The following is a 21,419-nucleotide window of genomic DNA, read 5'->3' on the forward strand; positions in this document are numbered from 1 at the left end:
TGATGATCGCAGACCAGATGTACCTGCCGGGAAATCTCATCAGGTTTCATACCATCACATAATGCCGCCTTCAGCATTAAGGTGGCCCATCGTTTTGCTTCAGAGTGAGTTAGCATGACTCCTCCCGATATTTGCTACCTGTATAAGCGTAGCTGTCAGGATGTGATTCGGCTGGCTTTTTAACCACGTTGTCTTTACCGGCATGAGCTGGATGAAAATTCTCCAGTTGTTGAAAACGCGTAATCTGCCCACACTAACCAGATATACGTTGGAATTATTCATTACGTCTATGACTATCAATAACTTTTTATATTTTGTAAAATAATTTGAATTGGATTAATGTGACGTCAAAATCACTGGAGAAAGTCTTATGAAACTCGCCATCTATAGTACAAAACAGTACGACAAGAAGTATCTGCAGCAGGTTAACGAGGCTTTTGGTTTTGAACTTGAATTCTTTGACTTTCTGTTGACGGAAAAAACAGCCAAAACCGCCCATGGCTGCGAAGCCGTGTGCATTTTCGTCAACGACGATGGTAGCCGCCCTGTTCTGGAAGAGCTGAAAAAGCATGGCGTGAAATATATCGCGCTACGTTGCGCCGGGTTCAACAACGTCGATCTCGACGCTGCAAAAGAGCTGGGTATGCAGGTCGTACGTGTGCCAGCCTATTCACCGGAAGCCGTCGCTGAGCATGCGATTGGCATGATGATGACGCTGAATCGCCGCATTCACCGCGCTTATCAGCGTACCCGTGATGCCAACTTCTCTCTTGAAGGGCTGACCGGCTTTACCATGTATGGCAAAACGGCTGGGGTGATCGGTACCGGTAAAATCGGTATTGCGGCCCTGCGGATCCTGAAAGGTTTTGGTATGCGCCTGCTGGCGTTTGATCCCTACCCAAGCGCTGCTGCGCTGGAGTTAGGCGTTGAATATGTCGATCTTAAAACGCTATTTGCCGAGTCCGATGTCATCTCTCTGCACTGCCCGTTAACACCGGAGAATTATCATCTGCTCAATCACGAAGCCTTTGAGCAAATGAAAAACGGCGTGATGGTTATTAACACCAGTCGTGGTGCATTGATCGACTCGCAAGCCGCTATCGATGCGCTGAAAAACCAGAAAATTGGTTCTCTGGGTATGGACGTGTATGAAAACGAACGCGATCTGTTCTTTGAAGATAAATCCAATGACGTGATTCAGGATGATGTGTTCCGTCGTCTGTCGGCCTGTCATAACGTGCTGTTTACCGGGCACCAGGCGTTCCTGACCGCCGAAGCGTTAACCAGCATTTCTGAGACTACGCTACAGAATCTGGCACAAATCTCCAAAGGCGAAACCTGTCCAAACGCCCTCTTCTGATTTCCGTGCTCCCCTGGATTCAGGGGAGCATTTTCAGACAATCACCGATGATAAAACACTCAGTATCATTATTATATTGAATGTATTCCCGTCACAAACCCAGAGAAATAGAATGAAGAAAGTTGTCACGTTGATTGCGCTCAGCATGCTGATGGCTGGCTGTGTGAGCAATGGAAAAGTGTCCGTCAATCGCGAACAGTTGCAGCATCACCGCTTCGTTTTGCAGAGCGTCAATGGTAAGCCGGTAACCGTCGCCAATAACCCACCTGAATTAAGTTTCGGTGAAAATATGACGGTGTCGGGAAAAATGTGTAATCAGTTCCATGGTCAGGGCAAGCTGTCCGACGGTGAATTAAAAGTGAAAGACATGGCAATGACGCGCATGATGTGCGCCGATCCACAGCTTAACGCGCTCGACGGCATCGTCAGCGAGATGTTTAAGCAAGGCGCACAAGTTGATCTGACTGCTGACCAGTTAACACTGGCTACGGCAGAACAAACGTTGACGTTTAAACTGGCAGATTTAATGTAATAAAAGCAGTGGCTCAATAATTCCCACAGCTTCCGGCGGCAAGCGACTGCTCACTACAGCGTTTGCCGTTAGGTAATGCACACATGCCGATGGCAGAACCATCCAGTTGGCGTGCCACGGAGAGCGAACCTCCAATCATGGCGCAATTTGCCTCTCCAGAACTGGACATTACGGCCTTCATTCCCGGTGCGACATGAGCGGCGGTTGCCTGCTGAACAGGTTCACTGCTGCACGCCGATAATAATAACGCGGCACACCCTACCCAAAACGCTGCGCGCATCTTACTCCCCTCTGAATATTAACCAAACGACACAGCCATAAATAATAGGCAGCGGAAACACTGCCGTCGAGAGGCAAAATGCGCATTTATGCGTGCTATTTACATTTTCTGGCAATTTTTTGGCTACTCCTTTGATCAAACCATTCATTCTGATTATTCCCAGGACACAAAAGCGAAAATCTGTCTTTAGCGCTTTTGCTAAAATAGAAAGATAACTACAGGATTCGCCGCAGTTACGCGAGTCCCTCTTTTTGCGCAATGTAAGGGTGTCAGTATGATCACAATTGACGGTAATGGTGCGGTTGCTTCAGTCGCATTTCGTACCAGCGAAGTTATCGCCATCTACCCGATTACGCCCAGTTCGACAATGGCTGAACAGGCAGATGCCTGGGCCGGAAACGGGCTTAAAAACGTCTGGGGAGATACCCCTCGCGTCGTAGAAATGCAGTCAGAAGGCGGCGCAATCGCGACCGTTCACGGTGCATTGCAGACCGGTGCGCTCTCTACGTCGTTTACCTCATCGCAGGGCCTGTTGCTGATGATCCCAACGCTGTACAAACTGGCCGGTCAGTTGACGCCATTTGTGCTGCACGTTGCCGCGCGTACCATTGCTACTCATGCGCTGTCTATCTTCGGTGACCATTCCGACGTAATGGCAGTGCGCCAGACAGGGTGCGCGATGCTGTGTGCCAGCAGCGTGCAGGAAGCACAGGACTTTGCGCTCATTTCACAAATGGCCACTCTGAAAAGTCGGGTTCCGTTTATTCATTTCTTTGATGGTTTCCGCACATCGCATGAAATCAATAAAATTGTGCCGCTGGCCGATGACACGATCCTCAGCCTGATGCCGCAAGCTGAAATTGATGCGCATCGTGCCCGCGCGCTGAACCCTGAACATCCCGTTATTCGCGGGACATCTGCGAACCCGGATACCTACTTCCAGTCGCGTGAAGCGACAAATCCCTGGTACAACGCGGTTTACGAAAACGTCGAACAGGCGATGAACGACTTCGCCGCGGCGACGGGCCGCCAGTATCAACCCTTTGAGTATTACGGTCATCCACAGGCGGAACGTGTCATTATCTTGATGGGTTCTGCAATTGGTACCTGCGAAGAAGTCGTCGAAGAGTTACTTGCTCGTGGAGAGAAAGTTGGCGTCCTGAAAGTTCGGCTGTTCCGCCCATTCTCTGCCAAACATTTACTGCGCGCCCTGCCGGAAACCGTACGCAGCATCGCCGTTCTGGATCGCACTAAAGAGCCGGGTGCCCAGGCAGAACCGCTGTATCTGGATGTAATGACCGCGCTGGCGGAAGCCTTTAACTGCGGAGAGCGGGAAACCCTACCACGCGTAATTGGCGGGCGTTATGGCCTTTCCTCCAAAGAGTTTGGCCCGGACTGCGTCATGGCGGTATTTACTGAGCTGAGTAGCGCGAAGCCGAAACCTCGCTTTACGGTTGGTATCTATGATGATGTCACCAACCTGTCACTACCGCTACCGGAAAACACCCTGCCCGGTACCGCGAAGCTCGAAGCGCTGTTCTACGGTCTGGGCAGTGACGGCAGCGTGTCGGCCACCAAAAATAATATCAAGATTATCGGTAACTCGACGCCGTGGTATGCGCAGGGTTATTTCGTGTATGACTCGAAAAAAGCAGGCGGTCTGACGGTTTCTCACCTGCGCGTCAGCGAGCAGCCTATTCGATCAGCGTATCTGGTTTCACAAGCCGATTTTGTTGGCTGTCACCAGCTACAATTTATCGATAAGTATCAGATGGCCGAGCGCCTGAAACCAGGCGGGATCTTCCTGCTTAATACTCCTTACAACGTGGATGAAGTCTGGGCGCGTTTGCCGCAGGAAGTTCAGGCAGTACTGAATCAGAAGAAGGCCCGTTTCTACGTGATTAATGCGGCCAAAATCGCTCGCGAATGCGGTCTGGCAGCGCGTATTAACACCGTTATGCAAATGGCATTCTTCCATTTGACGCAAATCTTACCCGGCGACAGCGCGTTGGTTGAATTGCAGGGTGCTATTGCGAAAAGCTATAGCAGTAAAGGTCAGGATCTGGTTGAACGTAACTGGCAGGCGCTGGCTCTGGCGCGTGAATCCGTCGCCGAAGTGGCACTCCAGCCAGTTGACCCGCACAGCGCTAACCGCCCACCGGTGGTTTCTGATGCCGCGCCGGATTTCGTGAAAACCGTTACCGCGGCAATGCTCGCCGGTCTGGGTGATGCTCTTCCCGTATCCGCGCTGCCGCCAGACGGCACCTGGCCAATGGGCACCACGCGTTGGGAAAAACGCAATATCGCCGAAGAGATCCCCATCTGGAAGGAAGAGCTGTGTACCCAGTGTAACCACTGCGTTGCCGCTTGCCCGCACTCGGCAATCCGCGCCAAAGTGGTTTCACCAGAAGCGATGGAAAACGCCCCTGCCAGCCTGCATTCTCTGGATGTGAAATCACGCGATATGCGCGGTCAGAAATATGTCCTGCAGGTTGCGCCTGAGGATTGCACCGGTTGTAATCTGTGCGTCGAAGTGTGCCCGGCGAAAGACAGGCAGAATCCGGAGATCAAGGCCATCAATATGATGTCGCGCCTTGAGCATGTTGAAGAAGAAAAAGTTAACTACGACTTCTTCCTCAATCTGCCGGAAATAGACCGCACTAAACTGGAACGCATTGATATTCGTACCTCACAGTTGATAACGCCGCTGTTTGAATATTCCGGCGCCTGCTCGGGCTGTGGTGAAACGCCGTATATCAAGCTGCTTACGCAACTGTACGGCGACCGCATGCTGATCGCCAATGCGACCGGCTGTTCATCGATTTATGGCGGTAACCTGCCCTCAACGCCGTATACCACCGACGCTAACGGTCGTGGGCCCGCGTGGGCAAACTCACTGTTTGAGGATAACGCCGAGTTCGGTCTGGGCTTCCGTCTGACGGTAGATCAGCACCGTGTGCGCGTTATGCGTTTATTGGAACAGTTTGCCGATAACATTCCGGCTGAACTGAATGACGCCCTGCACGCTGAAGCGACGCCAGAAGTACGCCGTGAACAAGTTGCCGCGCTGCGCCAGCACCTGAAAGATGTCGAAGGCGCACAGCAGCTGTTAACCGATGCCGACGCGTTGGTCGAGAAATCCATCTGGCTGATTGGCGGCGACGGCTGGGCTTACGATATTGGTTTTGGCGGTCTGGATCACGTCCTGAGTCTGACCGAGAACGTCAATATTCTGGTGCTGGATACTCAATGTTACTCCAACACGGGTGGACAAGCGTCGAAAGCCACACCGCTCGGGGCTGTCACCAAATTTGGCGAACACGGCAAGCGCAAGGCGCGTAAAGATCTTGGCGTCAGTATGATGATGTACGGGCATGTTTATGTCGCGCAGATCTCTCTGGGCGCACAGTTGAACCAGACGGTGAAAGCGATTCAGGAAGCGGAAGCCTATCCAGGTCCGTCACTGATTATCGCCTATAGCCCATGTGAGGAGCACGGTTACGATCTCGCGCTAAGCCACGATCAGATGCGCCAGCTGACGGCGACCGGATTCTGGCCGCTGTACCGCTTTGATCCGCGTCGTGCAAATGAAGGTAAATTGCCGCTGGCGCTGGACTCTCGCCCACCGTCAGACGCGCTGGCCGAAACATTGCTTAACGAGCAGCGCTTCCGCCGCCTGAATGCCCAACAGCCAGAAGTTGCTGAGCAGCTGTGGAAAGACGCCGCCGCCGATCTGCAAAAACGCTACGACTTCCTGGCCCAACTGGCAGGTAAAGCAGAAAAGAGCGGTGCCGAGTAATACATTTATCTCAGTATTTGCCTGGAACCAAAAAAAAGCCCGAACAGTTGTTCGGGCTTGTCAATTTATTCGCTGGCTAATTAATAATTACCATCAATATACCAACGAAAAATAAAACGTGACAATAAAGGCATATAACACGCGCAGAATAGCCCAACAAAATTCAATTGTATAATTTTTATTTTATATATTTTCACGCAACACATTCATCGCAATTATCATCATTTCCGTAGAATTATTTATTTAAGGTTTTACTTAAGGCGTAACAATTCATATTTATCTCTTTACGGAACTTCTCCTTTAGCATGCTTTTACTCCCTACATGGGTAGTCACAGGTTAATAAAAAAACTAAAGGATTATTTCAATGAACAGAAAAGTACTGGCTCTCATAATTCCTGCCCTGCTGGCTGCAGGCGCTGCTCACGCTGCTGAAGTTTATAATAAAGACGGCAACAAATTAGATCTCTACGGTAAAGTAGACGGCCTGCATTATTTCTCTGACGATGCTAACAGCGATGGCGATCAGACTTATATGCGTATGGGCTTCAAAGGCGAAACTCAGGTTAACGATATGATCACCGGTTATGGCCAGTGGGAATATCAGGTTCAGGCCAACGGCACCGAAGGCGATAAAGGCGACTCCTGGACTCGTCTGGCATTCGCAGGTATTAAAGTCGGCGACTACGGTTCATTCGACTACGGCCGTAACTACGGCGTCATGTACGACGTTGAAGGCTGGACCGATATGCTGCCAGAATTCGGTGGCGACTCTTACACCAAAGCAGACAACTTCATGACCGGTCGTGCAAACGGTGTTGCAACCTACCGTAACACCGACTTCTTTGGTCTGGTTGACGGTCTGAACGTTGCGCTGCAGTACCAAGGCGCGAACGAAAATCAGTCACCAGAACAAGAAGGCACCAATAACGGTGGCGACGATCGTAACATGAAGAACTCTAACGGTGACGGCTTCGGTATCTCCTCTACCTACGATCTGGGTATGGGCGTAAGCTTCGGTGCCGCATACACTTCTTCTGACCGTACTAACGAGCAGGTAAACCATTCAACTGCAGGTGGTGATAAAGCTGACGCATGGACTGCTGGTCTGAAATACGACGCGAACAATATCTACCTGGCAACCATGTACTCTGAAACCCGCAATATGACTCCGTATGGTGGTTCTGACGGTAGTGATAATACTATCGCCAACAAAACTCAGAACTTTGAAGTGACTGCGCAATACCAGTTCGACTTCGGTCTGCGTCCGGAAGTTTCTTTCCTGATGTCTAAAGGTAAGGATCTGACTATGCCAGGTACTGCTGCAAGCCCAGCAGGAACAAGCGGTGACAAAGATCTGGTCAAATATGCTTCTGTAGGCGCTACTTACTACTTCAACAAAAACTTCTCCACCTATGTTGATTACAAAATCAACCTGCTGGACGAAGACGACAGCTTCTACACTCGCAATGACATCTCTACTGATGACACTGTAGCACTGGGTATGGTTTACCAGTTCTAATCCGTCAGCCCGCTGGCAACAGCGGGCTCTCTTTATGTTCTAACAATTCTGTTTTATCCAGATCAAAACATTATATCTGTTGCGTTAAAACATCTCTCTGATAGATGATATCTTGCATTAAGACCTGTAGTAGAGGATACCTGCAATGAATCATCATCCTGTAAAATCATCCCGTATTGCATCCGTCGGCTATGACGAATCCTCTCACACGCTGGAAATTCGCTTTCACCAATTGGCTACCCTGCAATATCAGCCTGTCCCTGCCCGTATTTTTCGTGATTTCCTGAGCGTGGTCTCGAAAGGTCGATTTTACGACGGCGTAATAAAAGGCAAGTTTCCTGAAATCAAAATAAAGTGATGCCAAAATGTGATCTTTGTCATTGTACATAAAGTGCCATTACGCGGTAAGCTTTAGGTGGATACTTAAACAGGAGGTTTTATGAACAGAACGATTCTTGTACCCATCGATATTTCAGACTCAGAATTAACTCAACGCGTTATTGCCCATGTTGAAGCAGAGGCCAAAATTGACGATGCGCAGGTCCATTTTCTGACCGTAATTCCGTCACTGCCCTACTACGCTTCTCTGGGACTGGCCTACTCGGCAGAGTTACCGGCCATGGACGATCTGAAAGCCGAAGCAAAATCTCAACTGGAAGAGATTATCAAGAAGTTCAATATCCCAACGGACAGAGTGCACATTCATGTCGCAGAAGGTGCGCCGAAAGATAAGATTCTGGAGATCGCCAAAAAATTACCGGCTGATATGGTCATTATTGCCTCACACCGACCTGACATCACCACCTACCTGCTGGGCTCTAACGCCGCAGCAGTAGTGCGTCATGCGGAGTGTTCGGTACTGGTAGTCCGCTAAGCTTTCAGGCCCGCACATCGCTGCGGGCTTTTTGTTTCTACCACTTATACCCCACGATTCCTGTCCTAAATGTGCTGACATTTTTCCCGCTTATCCGTACCATACACGCCACAGTTTTTATATCAGACTTCTTTTGCCGGACTATCCGGCGTGATGCATACTCTTCTGATGCCACACTATGAATTGAGCCTCTATTAAATGTCGCAAAATCAAGATATTAGCAAGAAAGAACAATACAACCTGAACAAATTGCAAAAACGTCTGCGTCGTAACGTGGGCGAAGCCATTGCCGACTTCAATATGATCGAAGACGGCGATCGCATTATGGTGTGTCTTTCCGGCGGGAAAGACAGCTATACCATGCTGGAGATCCTGCGTAATTTGCAGCAAAGCGCCCCGATCAGTTTTTCCTTGGTTGCGGTTAACCTCGATCAAAAACAACCTGGCTTCCCAGAGCACATTCTGCCGGAGTATCTGGAACAGCTGGGCGTTGAGTACAAGATTGTCGAAGAAAACACTTACGGGATCGTCAAAGACAAAATCCCTGAAGGCAAAACGACCTGCTCGCTCTGCTCTCGCCTGCGTCGCGGCATTCTATACCGTACGGCAACCGAGTTAGGTGCCACCAAGATTGCGCTCGGCCACCATCGCGACGACATCCTGCAAACGCTGTTTTTAAACATGTTCTACGGCGGAAAAATGAAAGGTATGCCGCCGAAGCTGATGAGTGATGACGGTAAGCACATCGTGATCCGCCCGCTGGCTTACTGCCGTGAGAAAGATATCGAGCGCTTCTCCGAAGCGAAAGGTTTCCCGATTATTCCGTGCAATCTGTGTGGCTCACAGCCTAACCTGCAGCGTCAGGTCATTGCTGACATGCTGCGTGACTGGGACAAACGCTATCCAGGTCGGATTGAAACCATGTTCAGTGCGATGCAGAACGTTGTGCCTTCACATCTGAGCGATATCAATCTGTTCGATTTTAAAGGCATTAAGCACGGTTCAGAGGTTGTGGACGGCGGTGATTTAGCGTTCGATCGTGAAGAGATCCCGCTGCAGCCTGCGGGTTGGCAGCCAGAAGAAGATGATGCTCAACTGGATGAGTTACGCCTGAACGTGGTGGAAGTGAAGTAAGTCGATTATGTAAACGCCCTATCAGGCCTACAACGAGCATATACCCGTTGTAGGCCTGATAAGCGGAGCGCCATCAGGCACTCCAATGGGTATTTATTTCAATAAACGAACTCGGCAAGTCTTGCCTTTAATCTTACCGTTTTGCAATTGTTTCCACGCCTTGTGCGCTATGTTCTGGCGAACGGCGACATAGACGTGTGCCGGATGAACGGCAATTTTGCCGATATCGGCGCCATCCAGGCCAATATCACCGGTCAGAGCCCCCAGAACATCACCAGGACGCATTTTAGCCTTTTTGCCACCATCAATGCATAATGTCGCCATCTCTGCTTCCAGCGGCAGGATTGACACGTTAGCTGGCGCTGGCAGCCAGTTCAGCTTCAATTGCAGCATTTCAGAAAGAATATTGGCACGCTGTGCTTCTTCCGGCGCACAGAAACTAATCGCCAGACCGCTGTTACCGGCTCGCGCGGTACGTCCGATACGATGGACATGAACCTCCGGATCCCACGCCAGTTCGAAGTTAACTACCAGTTCGAGTGATTTAATATCCAGGCCACGTGCGGCCACATCGGTGGCAACCAGAACGCGTGCGCTGCCGTTGGCAAAACGCACCAGCGTCTGGTCGCGATCGCGCTGTTCAAGATCGCCATGCAGTGAAAGTGCGCTTTGCCCCGCCGCATTCAATGCGTCACACACGGCCTGACAGTCTTTTTTGGTGTTGCAAAAAACGACGCATGAAGCAGGCTGATGCTGGCTGAGCAATTTTTGCAGCAGCGGAATTTTTCCGTGGCTGGAGGTTTCGAAAAACTGCTGTTCAATCGCCGGTAACGCATCGACCGTATCAATTTCAATGGTTAATGGATTTTGTTGCACCCGGCCACTGATGGCGGCAATGGCTTCCGGCCAGGTCGCAGAAAACAGCAAGGTCTGGCGAGAAGCTGGTGCAAAGCGAATGACATCATCAATCGCATCGCTAAAGCCCATATCCAGCATGCGGTCGGCTTCATCCATAACCAGCGTATTCAGGGCTTCCAGAGAAACGGTGCCTTTTTGCAGGTGGTCGAGTAAACGCCCCGGCGTGGCGACAATAATATGAGGTGCATGCTGCAGAGAGTCACGCTGTGCACCAAAGGGCTGCCCACCGCATAGCGTTAAGATCTTGGTGTTTGGCAGAAAGCGCGCTAAACGACGCAGTTCACCCGCCACCTGGTCGGCAAGCTCTCGGGTTGGGCACAGCACCAGAGACTGCGTCTGAAACAGCGCGGCATCAATATGCTGTAATAGCCCAAGACCAAAAGCAGCCGTTTTGCCACTGCCGGTTTTAGCCTGCACGCGAACATCTTTCCCCGCCAGGATTGCCGGTAATGCGGCAGCCTGAACAGGCGTCATTTCAAGATAACCCAGCTCGTTAAGGTTCTCGAGTTGAGCAGCAGGTAAAACATTCAGGGTTGAAAAAGCGGTCACAATTTAATCTCGCGGTAAAAACTCACATTCAGCAGGCGCGTATCCTCGCAGATCTACGCCCACGATGCGACAATTTAATAGGTTCTTCATCCGGCGGCGGATCCGGCATTGGCTGCGGACGAGGAATGGGATCGGGAATGGGAACCGGGTCAGTCGGGAGCGAATCCGTGTGCGCAGTTGCAATCAGACAGGTCATATACTCCTCCAGTCATTCAGGTTGACTCTTTTAGGGTAGACGCTGATTTTCTGCAGGCAAAAAAAAAGCCGACTAATCTAAGTCGGCGTCGTACGAATCAATTGTGCTATGCAGTAATTCAAAAAAGGAAGTAAGACAATATGGAGCGCAACGCCCATCGCTTGACGTTGCATTCACCTGCGAGAGAGATATTGCCCCGAATAGGTAGATGGTTTATTGACCTCGCTCAAAATTCAGGACGTTTTCATGCGCAAAAGTCACTAAAAAACGTTGTTGTTACAACCATTTACTACGATGCAACCATAAAGTAACACCACCAATCAGGACCACTAACAGAATACAAAAAAGTGAGAAACCGAACTGCCAACCACCGCCGGGGATACCGCCGAGGTTAACGCCGAAAAGCCCAGTTAAGAATGTGCTGGGAAGAAAAACCATTGCCATCAATGACATTGTATACGTTCGGCGAGCCAGAGACTCCTGCATCACCTGCGCAATTTCATCCGCCATGATACCGGTTCTGGCAATACAGGCATCGATTTCATCCAGCCCTCTCCCCAGCCTGTCAGCGATATCCTGCATCCGTCGCCGATGGTCGTCAGTCATCCAGGACAACCTTTCGCTCGCCAGGCGGGCATAGACATCACGCTGTGGCGCCATATAACGGCGCATCACAATTAACTGCTTACGCAGTAATGCCAGGAAGCCACGCGGCGGGATCTGCTGATCGAGCAGGTTATCTTCCAGATCGATAATTTTGTCGTGCAACTGTTCGATAAATTCGCTGGCATGATCGGTCAGCGCATCACAAACATCCACCAGCCAACCGCCACAATCAGCCGGCCCTGTACCTTCCTGGAGGTCGCTGACCACATCATCCAGTGCCAGCACTTTGCGCTGACGCGTTGAGACAATCAGACGTTCATCCATATATAAACGCATCGCTACCAGTTGGTCAGGCCGCTCGTCGATGCTGCCGTTGATACAGCGCAGCGTAATTAACGTACCTTCTCCTACCCTGCTGACACGCGGGCGCGTGCTTTCACCCGCCAGCGCATCACGCACGTTATTGGGAAGTAAGGGCGTTGTCGCCAGCCATTGCGCACTTTCAGGATGAGTATAATTAAGATGCAGCCAGCAGGGATGCTGAGTATCGATAACATCGTTATCTTCCAGTGGTTTCACCCCACCACGCCCATCCAACAGCCAGGCAAACACGGCATCCGGCACATTAACATCCGTTCCCTTAATGGCTTCCACAGCGCCTCCACAAACATTCAGCTTTTTTCGTTAGTCTAGCCGTCAGAATATGTTAAGCAATATCTCATTGTCCCATTGTGCTGAAATGACTCATAAAAGTATCTGATAACAAAAAGCGCCGACAAATGTGGCGCTTGTTGTGAGGTACCCTGTTAAGCCCGCTGGCGTCTCTCAGATTCAAAAGCGTGACTTAAACGAAACTTGTGCGTTCGTGACTGGAGGTCAGTCACTTGATTTTTCAGAATATCCGAAGAGTCAGACAGCTCATCCACCATAATGGCGTTACTCTGGGTAACGTTTTCCAGTTCCGCGAGCGCATGAGTAATACTGATGATCCCTTTCTCCTGCTCCTGCGTAGTGGTTAATATCTCGCCCATCAGTTGGTTTAATTGCCCGGCACCACCAACAATATCCTGCATATTTTTTTCAGCTTCACGCACAATAGCCGCACCTTGCTGAACGTTTTCATGAGTTTGGGCAATCAGATGTTTAATATTCTTAGCGGCATCTGCGCTACGGTGCGCGAGCATTCGTACCTCTCCGGCCACCACGGAAAAACCTTTGCCATGTTCTCCCGCTCTCGCCGCTTCTACGGCGGCATTCAATGCCAGAATATTTGTCTGGAATGCAATACCATCTATCAGGGTAATAATTTCTGTCATCTGCTGGGCGCACTCGGTGATCGACTGCATATTGGTTGCGACCTGCACCATTAAATCACCGCCCTGCCGGGCAGATAGTGTTGCAATATTGGCCTTAGCACTCGCCATTTGCGTATTCTCTGCATTGTTACGCGTGCTGACCGCTATTTCATCCATGTTGGCAGCCGTTTGCATTAATGCTCCGGATTGCTGCTCTGTTTTTACTGATAACTCAGCGCTGCGTTCCGCGAGCTGTTCAGAGAGCGCCATCGCCGTTTGCGAAGATGTTCTGATCTCATTAACGAGTGTTGAAATATTACTTGATAAACTATTAATGCCCGGTATTAATCTCCCCGCACAGTTATTGCCAAACTCTGGAATACTAATCGCCAGATTCCCGGAGGTTACCTCCTCAATGCTTCTTTTAACCGTATTAATTGGCACGACCAAATATTTCGTCATGTACCACCACAAACATAATATAGAAGTAAAACTGACCAAATTAGTTCCAATGATAATTACCGGGGGAGCAGAAAATATCATTTCAAAAACATTCAGAGCGACCGCCGTAATGAGCAGAAATAAAATAATAAAGGTTCTGACGCTAATATCATTTAACATTTTAGTCCTGTGCGCTAAGAAATAACGTGGATATTATTTTTTATAGCATCTGCAATGCAAATTTCCATAACGCGGAGACGAAAGACGAACTTTCAATGAGAGTCTGCAATCCTTTCACTTAAGACAGGCAATCACACTATTAATTTACATTAACCAGGTGTTTTATCCTACAAAGGATGAGACTGGCGCTTGTCGTTAGATTATTGTGATGACAAGCACGTCGTGTGCATAAAATGCACAGAATTATAAATCTTATGAATATTTGTATAAGTAAAGGTCTATCATTTTCGATGTTTGCCCCTTCCCTCTAATAGTTATTGTAAAAACACAAGAACATCCCAGGTTTTATCAGGTTAACTGGACAAAACCTGCTAAATTTATCATCACGTCTTTTTTTTGATAGGTAGTAAGATGTTGCACGTGTCGTGGGACCCTGTATTGATTGGGATTTCCTTTATTGTCGCGTTTATTGCCTCCTTTATTGCTCTCGACAGCGCGGGCAAAGTGGCAATTTCCAGCAGACGTGAATCTACCTTCTGGCGACTCTCTGGCGGCGCTACGCTGGGTATGGGGATCTGGTCGATGCATTTTATCGGTATGCTGGCCATGAAAATGAGTATGCCAATAAATTACCATTTATCCCTCACCGCGTTTTCGTTCTTTATTGCGCTCATTTCTGCGACAGTCGCCATCAATATCGCCATTTCTGGTAATACGCTATCAACAAAACGCCTGCTCATTGCTACCAGCATATTAAGTGCCGGTGTTGTTACAATGCACTACGTTGGTATGTATGCCGTTATCGAACATGTGGCTATAACCTGGGATCGCTCGCTGATCCTGCTCTCCGTGATTATTGCCGTCGCTGCGTCTGGCGTGGGTTTGTGGCTGGCCTTTCACTTACGCCAAAATAGCCGTCGAGCGCTAATAAATCGGCTTATTGCTGCCTTTATTATGGCGCTGGCAATAGCCTCTATGCATTACACCGGTATGGGAGCCGCTACGTTCACCCATTTTGGACACACTGCGCACGATGGTCTCAGCACGCTGGAACTTTCTATCTGGGTCTGCGCCGTCACGCTTGTTATTTTGGGGATCATGCTGGTGGTTTCGATGGTGGATTCGCAACTCCGTACCTCCCGACTGGCTGACAATCTGCATCAGTTGAACTGCCAGCTTGAACATCAGGTTCACTTCGACGCGCTGACCGGTCTCGCTAATCGTACACAAATAGACACCTGCTTACTGGCCTGCCTGCGGCATTCTAAACTGCATCAGCAGCATTTCGCGTTGGTATTTATCGACCTCGATCGTTTTAAAGTCGTTAACGATACCTGGGGACATCACATTGGCGATCAGCTACTGATAGCCAGTACACAGCGAATCTTCACTTGCCTTGATAACTCAATGACGCTGGCAAGACTGGGGGGCGATGAATTTATCCTGCTGGTTCCAGACTGCAACCAGCAGGATATCTCCGCCCTGCTGACGCGGATTGCCGATGTGATCGGTGAACCCTTTACCTTGTTCGGACATACCATTCGGGTTTCGTTAAGTGCGGGGAGCAGTATTTACCCTGAGCATGGCTCAACGCTGCATGAGCTAAAAGTGAAGGCCGATATGGCGATGTATCATGTCAAACAGGCGGGCAGAAACGGCTGGGCTATTTATCATCCGGAAATGGAAGCTATCGCGGATACACCGCCGACATTTTTACAAGAATTGTCGCAAGCACTTGAACGCAACCAGTTTGAGCTATGGTATCAGCCTAAATATACCGCTGGAGATCATTCCCTGACCGGTTTTGAAGCATTATTACGCTGGCATCATCCGGAACGCGGCATGCTGCTGCCAGCCGAATTTCTTTCTGCGTTGGAAGATACGGGCCTGATTATTCCCGTTGGGAAATGGGTTATCCAGCAGGCATGCCTGCAGTTGCATCAATGGAAATTACAGGGAAATACAGAATGGACGCTCGCCGTTAACCTCTCACCCGCCCAGTTTGAACAGCATGATATTATTGATGTTGTTTGTAATGCCCTGGCGCAGTATCAACTGTCACCTGCCTGCCTCACGCTGGAACTCACTGAAAGCACCGCCCTTAAAAATTTGAAACGCAGTGTGGAAGTCCTGAATGCTTTTTCTGCTTTGGGGATCACCGTATCTATTGATGATTTCGGTACAGGTTATTCAAATATATTGATGCTGAAGTCTCTTCCGGCGCGCGAATTAAAAATTGACAGGATATTTGTCAAAGATATCAGCGAGAACAGCAAAAACACAAAAATTGTGTCTACCATTATTGACATAGCTCACTCCATGAATATGCGTGTGGTGGCAGAAGGAATAGAAACCCAGGAACAGGAAATACTCCTTACTCAGATGGGGTGTAGCATGCTGCAAGGTTTCTTGTTTGCAAAACCGCTGCCAGCACATAAGATTCATGAACTGATACAACAAGAAAACAGTATCAAGCAAAAGCCAGTTGTACACCCCTTGTCTCACCGACAATCAATAACATTGTGAGACGTAATATCTAAAAATATTCGCCATTTAACAGGCAACACAGCAGATAAAGATAACGGGATTATCGATGAGCACAACCGAGCTGCATTCACTGGATTTATTAACCTTTCCGGTGTGGATTGTTTTGCCACATACCGAAGAGCTGGTGTTCGCTAATAACGTTGCACGGGAGCTAATGCAGGGTCTCTGTTTTTCCCCGCTCCGCAAGGGAACATTTTCAACGCATGCTCAAAATGACTTAACCATGTATCTCAGCGACTTGCGAAATCATCACCATGTAGTGGAAATTCTCACGGTTTACCGCGACGGTGAAGAGATTGCAATGGCAAGTCGCCTTTCCATTAAACCCCTGCCTGGCATGGGTGAAGTCATCCTTTTCGAAGGCATTGAGACGCCTGCTGCACAGGGTCTGAAAGCGAGCCGTTCAGCAACCTATCAGCGGAAAAAACAGGGATTTTATGCGCGCTTCTTCCAGACTAATTCCGCGCCAATGTTACTTATTGATCCGTCCCGCGATGGGTTGATCGTGGATGCAAACCTCAGTGCGCTCAATTTTTATGGATACACTCATGATGTGATGTGTCAGAAACATACATGGGAAATCAATATGCTGGGCCGCCATATACTTCCGGTGATGCATGAAATCGCCCATCTGCCCGGCGGCCATAAACCTTTGCATTTTGTCCATAAACTGGCTGATGGGACTTCCCGTCATGTGCAAACCTACGCCGGACCGATCGAAATTTACGGTAATAAACTGATGTTGTGCATTATTCATGACATTACCGAACAAAAGCGGCTGGAACAGGAGCTGGAGCGTGCGGCCCTGCGAGATGTTTTAACGGGATTACTTAACCGCCGACATTTTTATCAGGTAACCGAGCCGGAACAGACGCATGCGATATCATTGACGCAGGACTACAGCCTGTTGTTGATAGACACGGATCGCTTTAAAAGCATTAACGATCTGTTTGGCCATTTAAAAGGCGACGAAGTGCTTTGTGCTCTGGCACGCACCCTGGAATCCTGTGCGCGAAAAGACGATCTTATTTTTCGCTGGGGTGGTGAAGAATTTGTGCTGCTCCTGCCGCGAACGTCGCTGGATGTCGCTCTCAACCTCGCAGAAGTGATCCGTGCGACGGTGGCAAAGGTGACTCTCCCTGGCCTTCCCCGCTTTACCGTCAGCATTGGTGTAGCACGGCACGAAACAAATGAAAGTATCGATGAGTTATTCAAACGTGTTGACGACGCGTTGTACAAAGCCAAGAACGAAGGCAGGAACAGAGTGCTGGCCGCCTGATGTTTACGTCGTTCAGCGACTACGTTTAGCGTGACGCTCCCAGTTATCCTGTTTTGCCTGCGCGGTTTTACGCAATGCCACATAGCATGCCCCGCTGCCGCCGTGATGCGGCAGTGCGGCGCAATATGCTTGCACGTCGTCAAATTCCGTCAACCAGCGCGCTACGTAGCTGCGAATGATATTGGCATGAGAATTATCGTCACGTCCCTTGCCGTGTATCACCAGCACATTACGCAACCCTTCTTGCTGCGCCTGCAGAATAAAGCTAAAGAGCATCTGACGACATGTTTCAACAGGTTGGCGAATAAGATTAAGACTCGCCTGCTGCGGATATTTTCCGTTTCGCAGCTTGTCAGTCACACCGTTCTGTAAACCTTCGCGACGAAACTCGAGCGGCACACTTAACGGGACAATATCGAGAAATCCCGTCGAGAGAAAATTATCCAGTTGAAGCGTATCGATACGCGCCGGAGTGCGAAGATTGCGCATGGGCTGCCAGTGTACATCGGTATGGCTTTTCAGCGGTTGAACATCCCCCATAGCGTCAAGAAACAACGATGCATCATCAAGGTTCATGTTTCATCCTCCAGCGTATTGCGACGGGCATTATCATAACCGCGCACTATTATACCGACAACTATACCGGTAACGGTTTACGGTTATTTCCAATAATTAACCGGATCCGTCGCGCTGAACCGATCTACTCACGACAAGTTGATATCCATTTTTAGAGGTATAGCTGCGACGGTCACTGGCGTGATAATGTGTAGCCTCGCCTGAATGCTGTAATGAGAGAAACGGATGCTTAACTTACTGGAAGACACCATCGACACGCCGCTGGGCCCGCTGTGGGTCATTTGTGATGAGCAATTTCGCCTGCGCGCAGTGGAATGGGATCAGCACAGCGATCGCATGGAACAATTGCTGGATATTCATTACCGCACAGAAGGTTATCAGCGCATTACCGCCAAAAACCCAGGTGGATTAAGCGACAAACTCGCTGAGTATTTTGCCGGAAACCTCAGCATCATTGACACGCTGGAAACGGCAACCGCTGGGACGCCTTTCCAGCGTGAAGTCTGGCAAGCGTTACGCACTATCCCCTGCGGGCAGGTCATGCATTATGGTCAACTGGCCGAACAGTTGGGACGCCCCGGTGCTGCAAGAGCCGTCGGCGCAGCTAATGGCTCCAATCCAATAAGCATTGTGGTCCCCTGTCATCGCGTCATTGGACGTAACGGCACCATGACCGGATATGCCGGTGGCGTACAACGAAAAGAGTGGTTATTGCGTCACGAAGGTTATTTGCTACTCTAGATTCCAGGCAATTAATGCCTTATCCATCACACTTCCGCATAATGCGATCCCAAATTAATTGTGGTTAATCAAGCAGATACAAATATTCACTCCAGTTATGCTTGAATTATTCTCTCTTGGGAGTAGCTCAGGCTTACGTGCTCACCAAAAAGATGTTAAAATTGACAAATATCAATTACGGCTTGAGCAGACCTATGATCCCGGAAAAGCGAATTATACGGCGCATTCAGTCTGGCGGTTGTGCTATCCATTGCCAGGATTGCAGCATCAGCCAGCTTTGCATCCCGTTCACACTTAACGAGCATGAGCTTGACCAGCTCGATAACATCATCGAGCGCAAAAAGCCTATCCAAAAGGGGCAGACGCTCTTTAAAGCAGGTGATGAGCTTAAATCACTCTATGCTATCCGCTCCGGAACGATTAAAAGCTATACCATTACCGAACAAGGCGATGAGCAGATTACTGGCTTCCATCTGGCGGGCGATCTGGTCGGTTTTGACGCGATTGGCAGCGGACATCACCCGAGCTTTGCTCAGGCGCTGGAAACCTCGATGGTATGCGAAATTCCTTTCGAAACCCTTGATGACCTGTCCGGCAAAATGCCAAATCTGCGTCAGCAGATGATGCGTCTGATGAGTGGCGAAATCAAAGGCGACCAGGATATGATCCTGTTGTTGTCGAAGAAAAACGCTGAAGAGCGCCTGGCGGCCTTTATCTACAATTTGTCTCGTCGCTTTGCCCAGCGTGGATTCTCGCCTCGTGAATTCCGCCTGACCATGACCCGTGGCGACATCGGTAACTACCTCGGTCTGACGGTTGAAACCATCAGCCGCCTGCTGGGTCGTTTCCAGAAAAGCGGTATGCTGGCGGTGAAAGGCAAATACATCACTATTGAGAATAGCGACGCGCTGGCAGTTCTTGCTGGCCATACGCGTAACGTTGCGTAATCTTTCCGCAAGCATCTCTGTTATCCTTCTGTCAAATCGCTAAATTATCCCGATTTATTGATCTGGCAGGAGGTTATTCCCTGTTTCAAACCACATTATTGGGTTACTCTTTTAGTTACAAACTGCGATGACAGTTGTAAGGAGACCCTGTATGGCTATGTATAAAAATATGCTGGTCGTCATCGACCCGAACCAGGACGATCAACCAGCATTACGGCGAGCTGTTTATTTGCATCAACGGATTGGTGGCAAAATTAAAGCCTTTTTGCCGATCTATGACTTTTCCTATGAGATGACTACCCTGCTGTCGCCCGATGAGCGTACGGCAATGCGTCAGGGGGTTATCAGCCAGCGAACTGCATGGATACGTGAACAAGCGAAATACTATATCGAAGCAGGGATCCCTCTGGAGATTAAAGTGGTCTGGCATAACCGACCCTTTGAAGCCATTATCCAGGAAGTCATCAGCGCCAAGCATGACCTGGTCCTCAAGATGGCGCACCAACACGACCGCCTCGAAGCCGTAATATTTACGCCAACCGACTGGCATTTATTGCGTAAATGTCCAAGTCCGGTATGGATGGTGAAAGACCAGCCATGGCCTGAAGGGGGTAAAGCACTGGTTGCAGTAAACCTCGCCAGTGAAGAGGCTTATCACAACGCGCTCAATGAAAAACTGGTCAAAGAGACGCTACAGCTTGCAGAACAGGTTAACCATACCGAAGTGCATCTGGTAGGCGCCTACCCTGTTACGCCAATCAACATCGCGATTGAACTGCCTGAATTTGATCCCAGCGTTTATAACGACGCAATCCGTGGACAGCATCTGCTGGCCATGAAGGCGCTACGCCAGAAATTCAGTATTGATGAGAAAGTGACGCACGTTGAAAAAGGCTTACCTGAAGAGGTCATTCCTGATTTAGCCGAGCACTTACAGGCAGGTATTGTGGTATTGGGGACCGTCGGACGTACCGGTATTTCTGCCGCGTTTCTTGGTAATACCGCGGAACAGGTTATCGATCATCTACGCTGTGACCTGCTGGTCATCAAGCCAGATGAATATCAGACGCCAGTTGAACTGGACGACGAAGAAGACGATTAACCACATAATAAAATGCCGGATGGCGATATCATCCGGCATTTTAAACGCCTAGTGTTGCTCCTCGCCGCCGAGGAAATAGATACCAAGCGGGATAGCCAACAGAATCGTAAACACCATGCTGTAGACACAAATCATTGCAGATTGAATGGCATACATTGAAGCGGTCCAGTCGGATAGCGGAATGTCATACTGTTCAATAACGCCGCCGATCGTCGCGCGCGTCACGACCGACGCTGCGATAATAAACACTCCAAGCAGGCACAACAAAAATTTCCGTCCCTTCGCTGTTTTCAGCTTAGCCATGATCATAGTACTGTCCTTTTGCAGATGAAAACCTTGTTACTTTGCGCTAACAATACCATGACATCAACTGACTGTCTGCTACATAAACCGCATACTGGGTTGACGTCAGCACTATTTCGCTGAAAATAACGCTGATTGCATTATTTATCTCTCCTTTTGATTAATGATCTGACCGCCCTAACTGAGTAAAATATCTGGGGATTAAGATGTCAGATGATATTTAGATAACATGGAGTTGCC

The 21,419-nt window shown here is 49.3% G+C and carries 19 protein-coding genes; 12 read left to right on the forward strand and 7 right to left on the reverse strand.

The window, feature by feature from the left end:
- Positions 1-370 precede the first annotated feature (370 nt).
- Positions 371-1,360 carry a 2-hydroxyacid dehydrogenase gene (locus OGV57_RS06660; RefSeq protein WP_003020354.1) on the forward strand — a complete coding sequence of 330 codons (990 nt, stop codon included), beginning with the start codon at positions 371-373 and terminating at the stop codon, positions 1,358-1,360.
- Positions 1,361-1,472: 112 nt separating this feature from the next.
- On the forward strand, positions 1,473-1,892 hold the full coding sequence (hslJ, locus tag OGV57_RS06665) for a heat shock protein HslJ (protein ID WP_003840829.1): 420 nt from the start codon (positions 1,473-1,475) through the stop codon (positions 1,890-1,892).
- A 13-nt stretch (positions 1,893-1,905) separates the two neighbouring features.
- On the opposite strand, the gene OGV57_RS06670 is transcribed toward hslJ, so the two are convergent.
- Positions 1,906-2,172, reverse strand: a complete 267-nt coding sequence (locus OGV57_RS06670; protein WP_003840828.1) for a putative hemolysin — start codon at positions 2,170-2,172, stop codon at positions 1,906-1,908.
- Between the two features lie 274 nt (positions 2,173-2,446).
- Between OGV57_RS06670 and nifJ the strand changes: the two genes are divergently transcribed.
- The 5 genes from nifJ (at position 2,447) to ttcA (ending at position 9,499) form a co-directional block, all read left to right on the forward strand.
- The gene (gene nifJ, locus OGV57_RS06675) at positions 2,447-5,971 is read left to right on the forward strand and encodes a pyruvate:ferredoxin (flavodoxin) oxidoreductase (RefSeq protein ID WP_044700093.1); all 3,525 of its coding nucleotides are present in this window, start codon (positions 2,447-2,449) and stop codon (positions 5,969-5,971) included.
- Between the two features lie 365 nt (positions 5,972-6,336).
- Positions 6,337-7,491, forward strand: coding sequence for a porin OmpC (gene ompC, locus OGV57_RS06680; protein ID WP_032935630.1), 1,155 nt, complete (start codon positions 6,337-6,339; stop codon positions 7,489-7,491).
- Positions 7,492-7,636: 145 nt separating this feature from the next.
- Positions 7,637-7,849: a KTSC domain-containing protein gene (locus OGV57_RS06685; protein ID WP_003020366.1), complete on the forward strand. Its 213-nt coding sequence runs from the start codon at positions 7,637-7,639 to the stop codon at positions 7,847-7,849.
- Positions 7,850-7,930: 81 nt separating this feature from the next.
- Positions 7,931-8,365, forward strand: coding sequence for a universal stress protein UspF (gene uspF / locus OGV57_RS06690; protein WP_003020369.1), 435 nt, complete (start codon positions 7,931-7,933; stop codon positions 8,363-8,365).
- 198 nt (positions 8,366-8,563) lie between these two features.
- A complete protein-coding gene (gene ttcA, locus OGV57_RS06695) occupies positions 8,564-9,499 on the forward strand; it encodes a tRNA 2-thiocytidine(32) synthetase TtcA (protein ID WP_003833209.1) in 936 nt (311 codons plus the stop codon).
- Between the two features lie 93 nt (positions 9,500-9,592).
- Here ttcA and dbpA read toward each other — a convergent pair whose 3' ends face one another.
- The 4 genes from dbpA to OGV57_RS06715 form a co-directional block, all read right to left on the reverse strand.
- A complete protein-coding gene (dbpA, locus tag OGV57_RS06700) occupies positions 9,593-10,966 on the reverse strand; it encodes an ATP-dependent RNA helicase DbpA (RefSeq protein ID WP_003843930.1) in 1,374 nt (457 codons plus the stop codon).
- Between the two features lie 28 nt (positions 10,967-10,994).
- Positions 10,995-11,162, reverse strand: coding sequence for a proline-rich small protein YnaL (gene ynaL / locus OGV57_RS06705; RefSeq protein ID WP_085951593.1), 168 nt, complete (start codon positions 11,160-11,162; stop codon positions 10,995-10,997).
- 276 nt (positions 11,163-11,438) lie between these two features.
- Positions 11,439-12,422: a zinc transporter ZntB gene (gene zntB / locus OGV57_RS06710; RefSeq protein ID WP_286530878.1), complete on the reverse strand. Its 984-nt coding sequence runs from the start codon at positions 12,420-12,422 to the stop codon at positions 11,439-11,441.
- Positions 12,423-12,574: 152 nt separating this feature from the next.
- Positions 12,575-13,684 carry a methyl-accepting chemotaxis protein gene (locus tag OGV57_RS06715; RefSeq protein WP_003840818.1) on the reverse strand — a complete coding sequence of 370 codons (1,110 nt, stop codon included), beginning with the start codon at positions 13,682-13,684 and terminating at the stop codon, positions 12,575-12,577.
- 411 nt (positions 13,685-14,095) lie between these two features.
- Between OGV57_RS06715 and OGV57_RS06720 the strand changes: the two genes are divergently transcribed.
- Together OGV57_RS06720 and OGV57_RS06725 are read left to right on the forward strand one after the other, a co-directional pair.
- Positions 14,096-16,210, forward strand: coding sequence for a putative bifunctional diguanylate cyclase/phosphodiesterase (locus OGV57_RS06720; RefSeq protein ID WP_003843936.1), 2,115 nt, complete (start codon positions 14,096-14,098; stop codon positions 16,208-16,210).
- A gap of 67 nt (positions 16,211-16,277) precedes the next feature.
- Positions 16,278-17,510 (forward strand): GGDEF domain-containing protein, encoded by a 1,233-nt coding sequence (locus OGV57_RS06725; RefSeq protein WP_003843938.1) that lies wholly within the window; start codon positions 16,278-16,280, stop codon positions 17,508-17,510.
- 12 nt (positions 17,511-17,522) lie between these two features.
- On the opposite strand, the gene smrA is transcribed toward OGV57_RS06725, so the two are convergent.
- Entirely contained in the window at positions 17,523-18,086 is a 564-nt protein-coding gene (smrA, locus tag OGV57_RS06730) for a DNA endonuclease SmrA (RefSeq protein ID WP_003843940.1), read from the reverse strand.
- 225 nt (positions 18,087-18,311) lie between these two features.
- Here smrA and ogt point away from each other — a divergent pair, with 225 nt between their 5' ends.
- From ogt to uspE, 3 genes are all read left to right on the forward strand, one after another.
- Complete coding sequence (ogt, locus tag OGV57_RS06735; protein ID WP_003840811.1) at positions 18,312-18,827, forward strand: methylated-DNA--[protein]-cysteine S-methyltransferase; 516 nt, start codon at positions 18,312-18,314, stop codon at positions 18,825-18,827.
- 194 nt (positions 18,828-19,021) lie between these two features.
- On the forward strand, positions 19,022-19,774 hold the full coding sequence (gene fnr / locus OGV57_RS06740; protein WP_003020397.1) for a fumarate/nitrate reduction transcriptional regulator Fnr: 753 nt from the start codon (positions 19,022-19,024) through the stop codon (positions 19,772-19,774).
- Between the two features lie 151 nt (positions 19,775-19,925).
- The gene (uspE, locus tag OGV57_RS06745; RefSeq protein WP_003840808.1) at positions 19,926-20,876 is read left to right on the forward strand and encodes a universal stress protein UspE; all 951 of its coding nucleotides are present in this window, start codon (positions 19,926-19,928) and stop codon (positions 20,874-20,876) included.
- Between the two features lie 48 nt (positions 20,877-20,924).
- Here the strand turns inward: uspE and OGV57_RS06750 are convergent, their stop codons facing one another.
- Positions 20,925-21,185: a DUF2534 family protein gene (locus OGV57_RS06750; RefSeq protein ID WP_003020403.1), complete on the reverse strand. Its 261-nt coding sequence runs from the start codon at positions 21,183-21,185 to the stop codon at positions 20,925-20,927.
- Between the last annotated feature and the right edge of the window lie 234 nt (positions 21,186-21,419).

The sequence above is a fragment of the Citrobacter sp. Cf087 genome, assembly GCF_030334285.1.
Classification (GTDB): Bacteria; Pseudomonadota; Gammaproteobacteria; order Enterobacterales; family Enterobacteriaceae; genus Citrobacter; species Citrobacter freundii.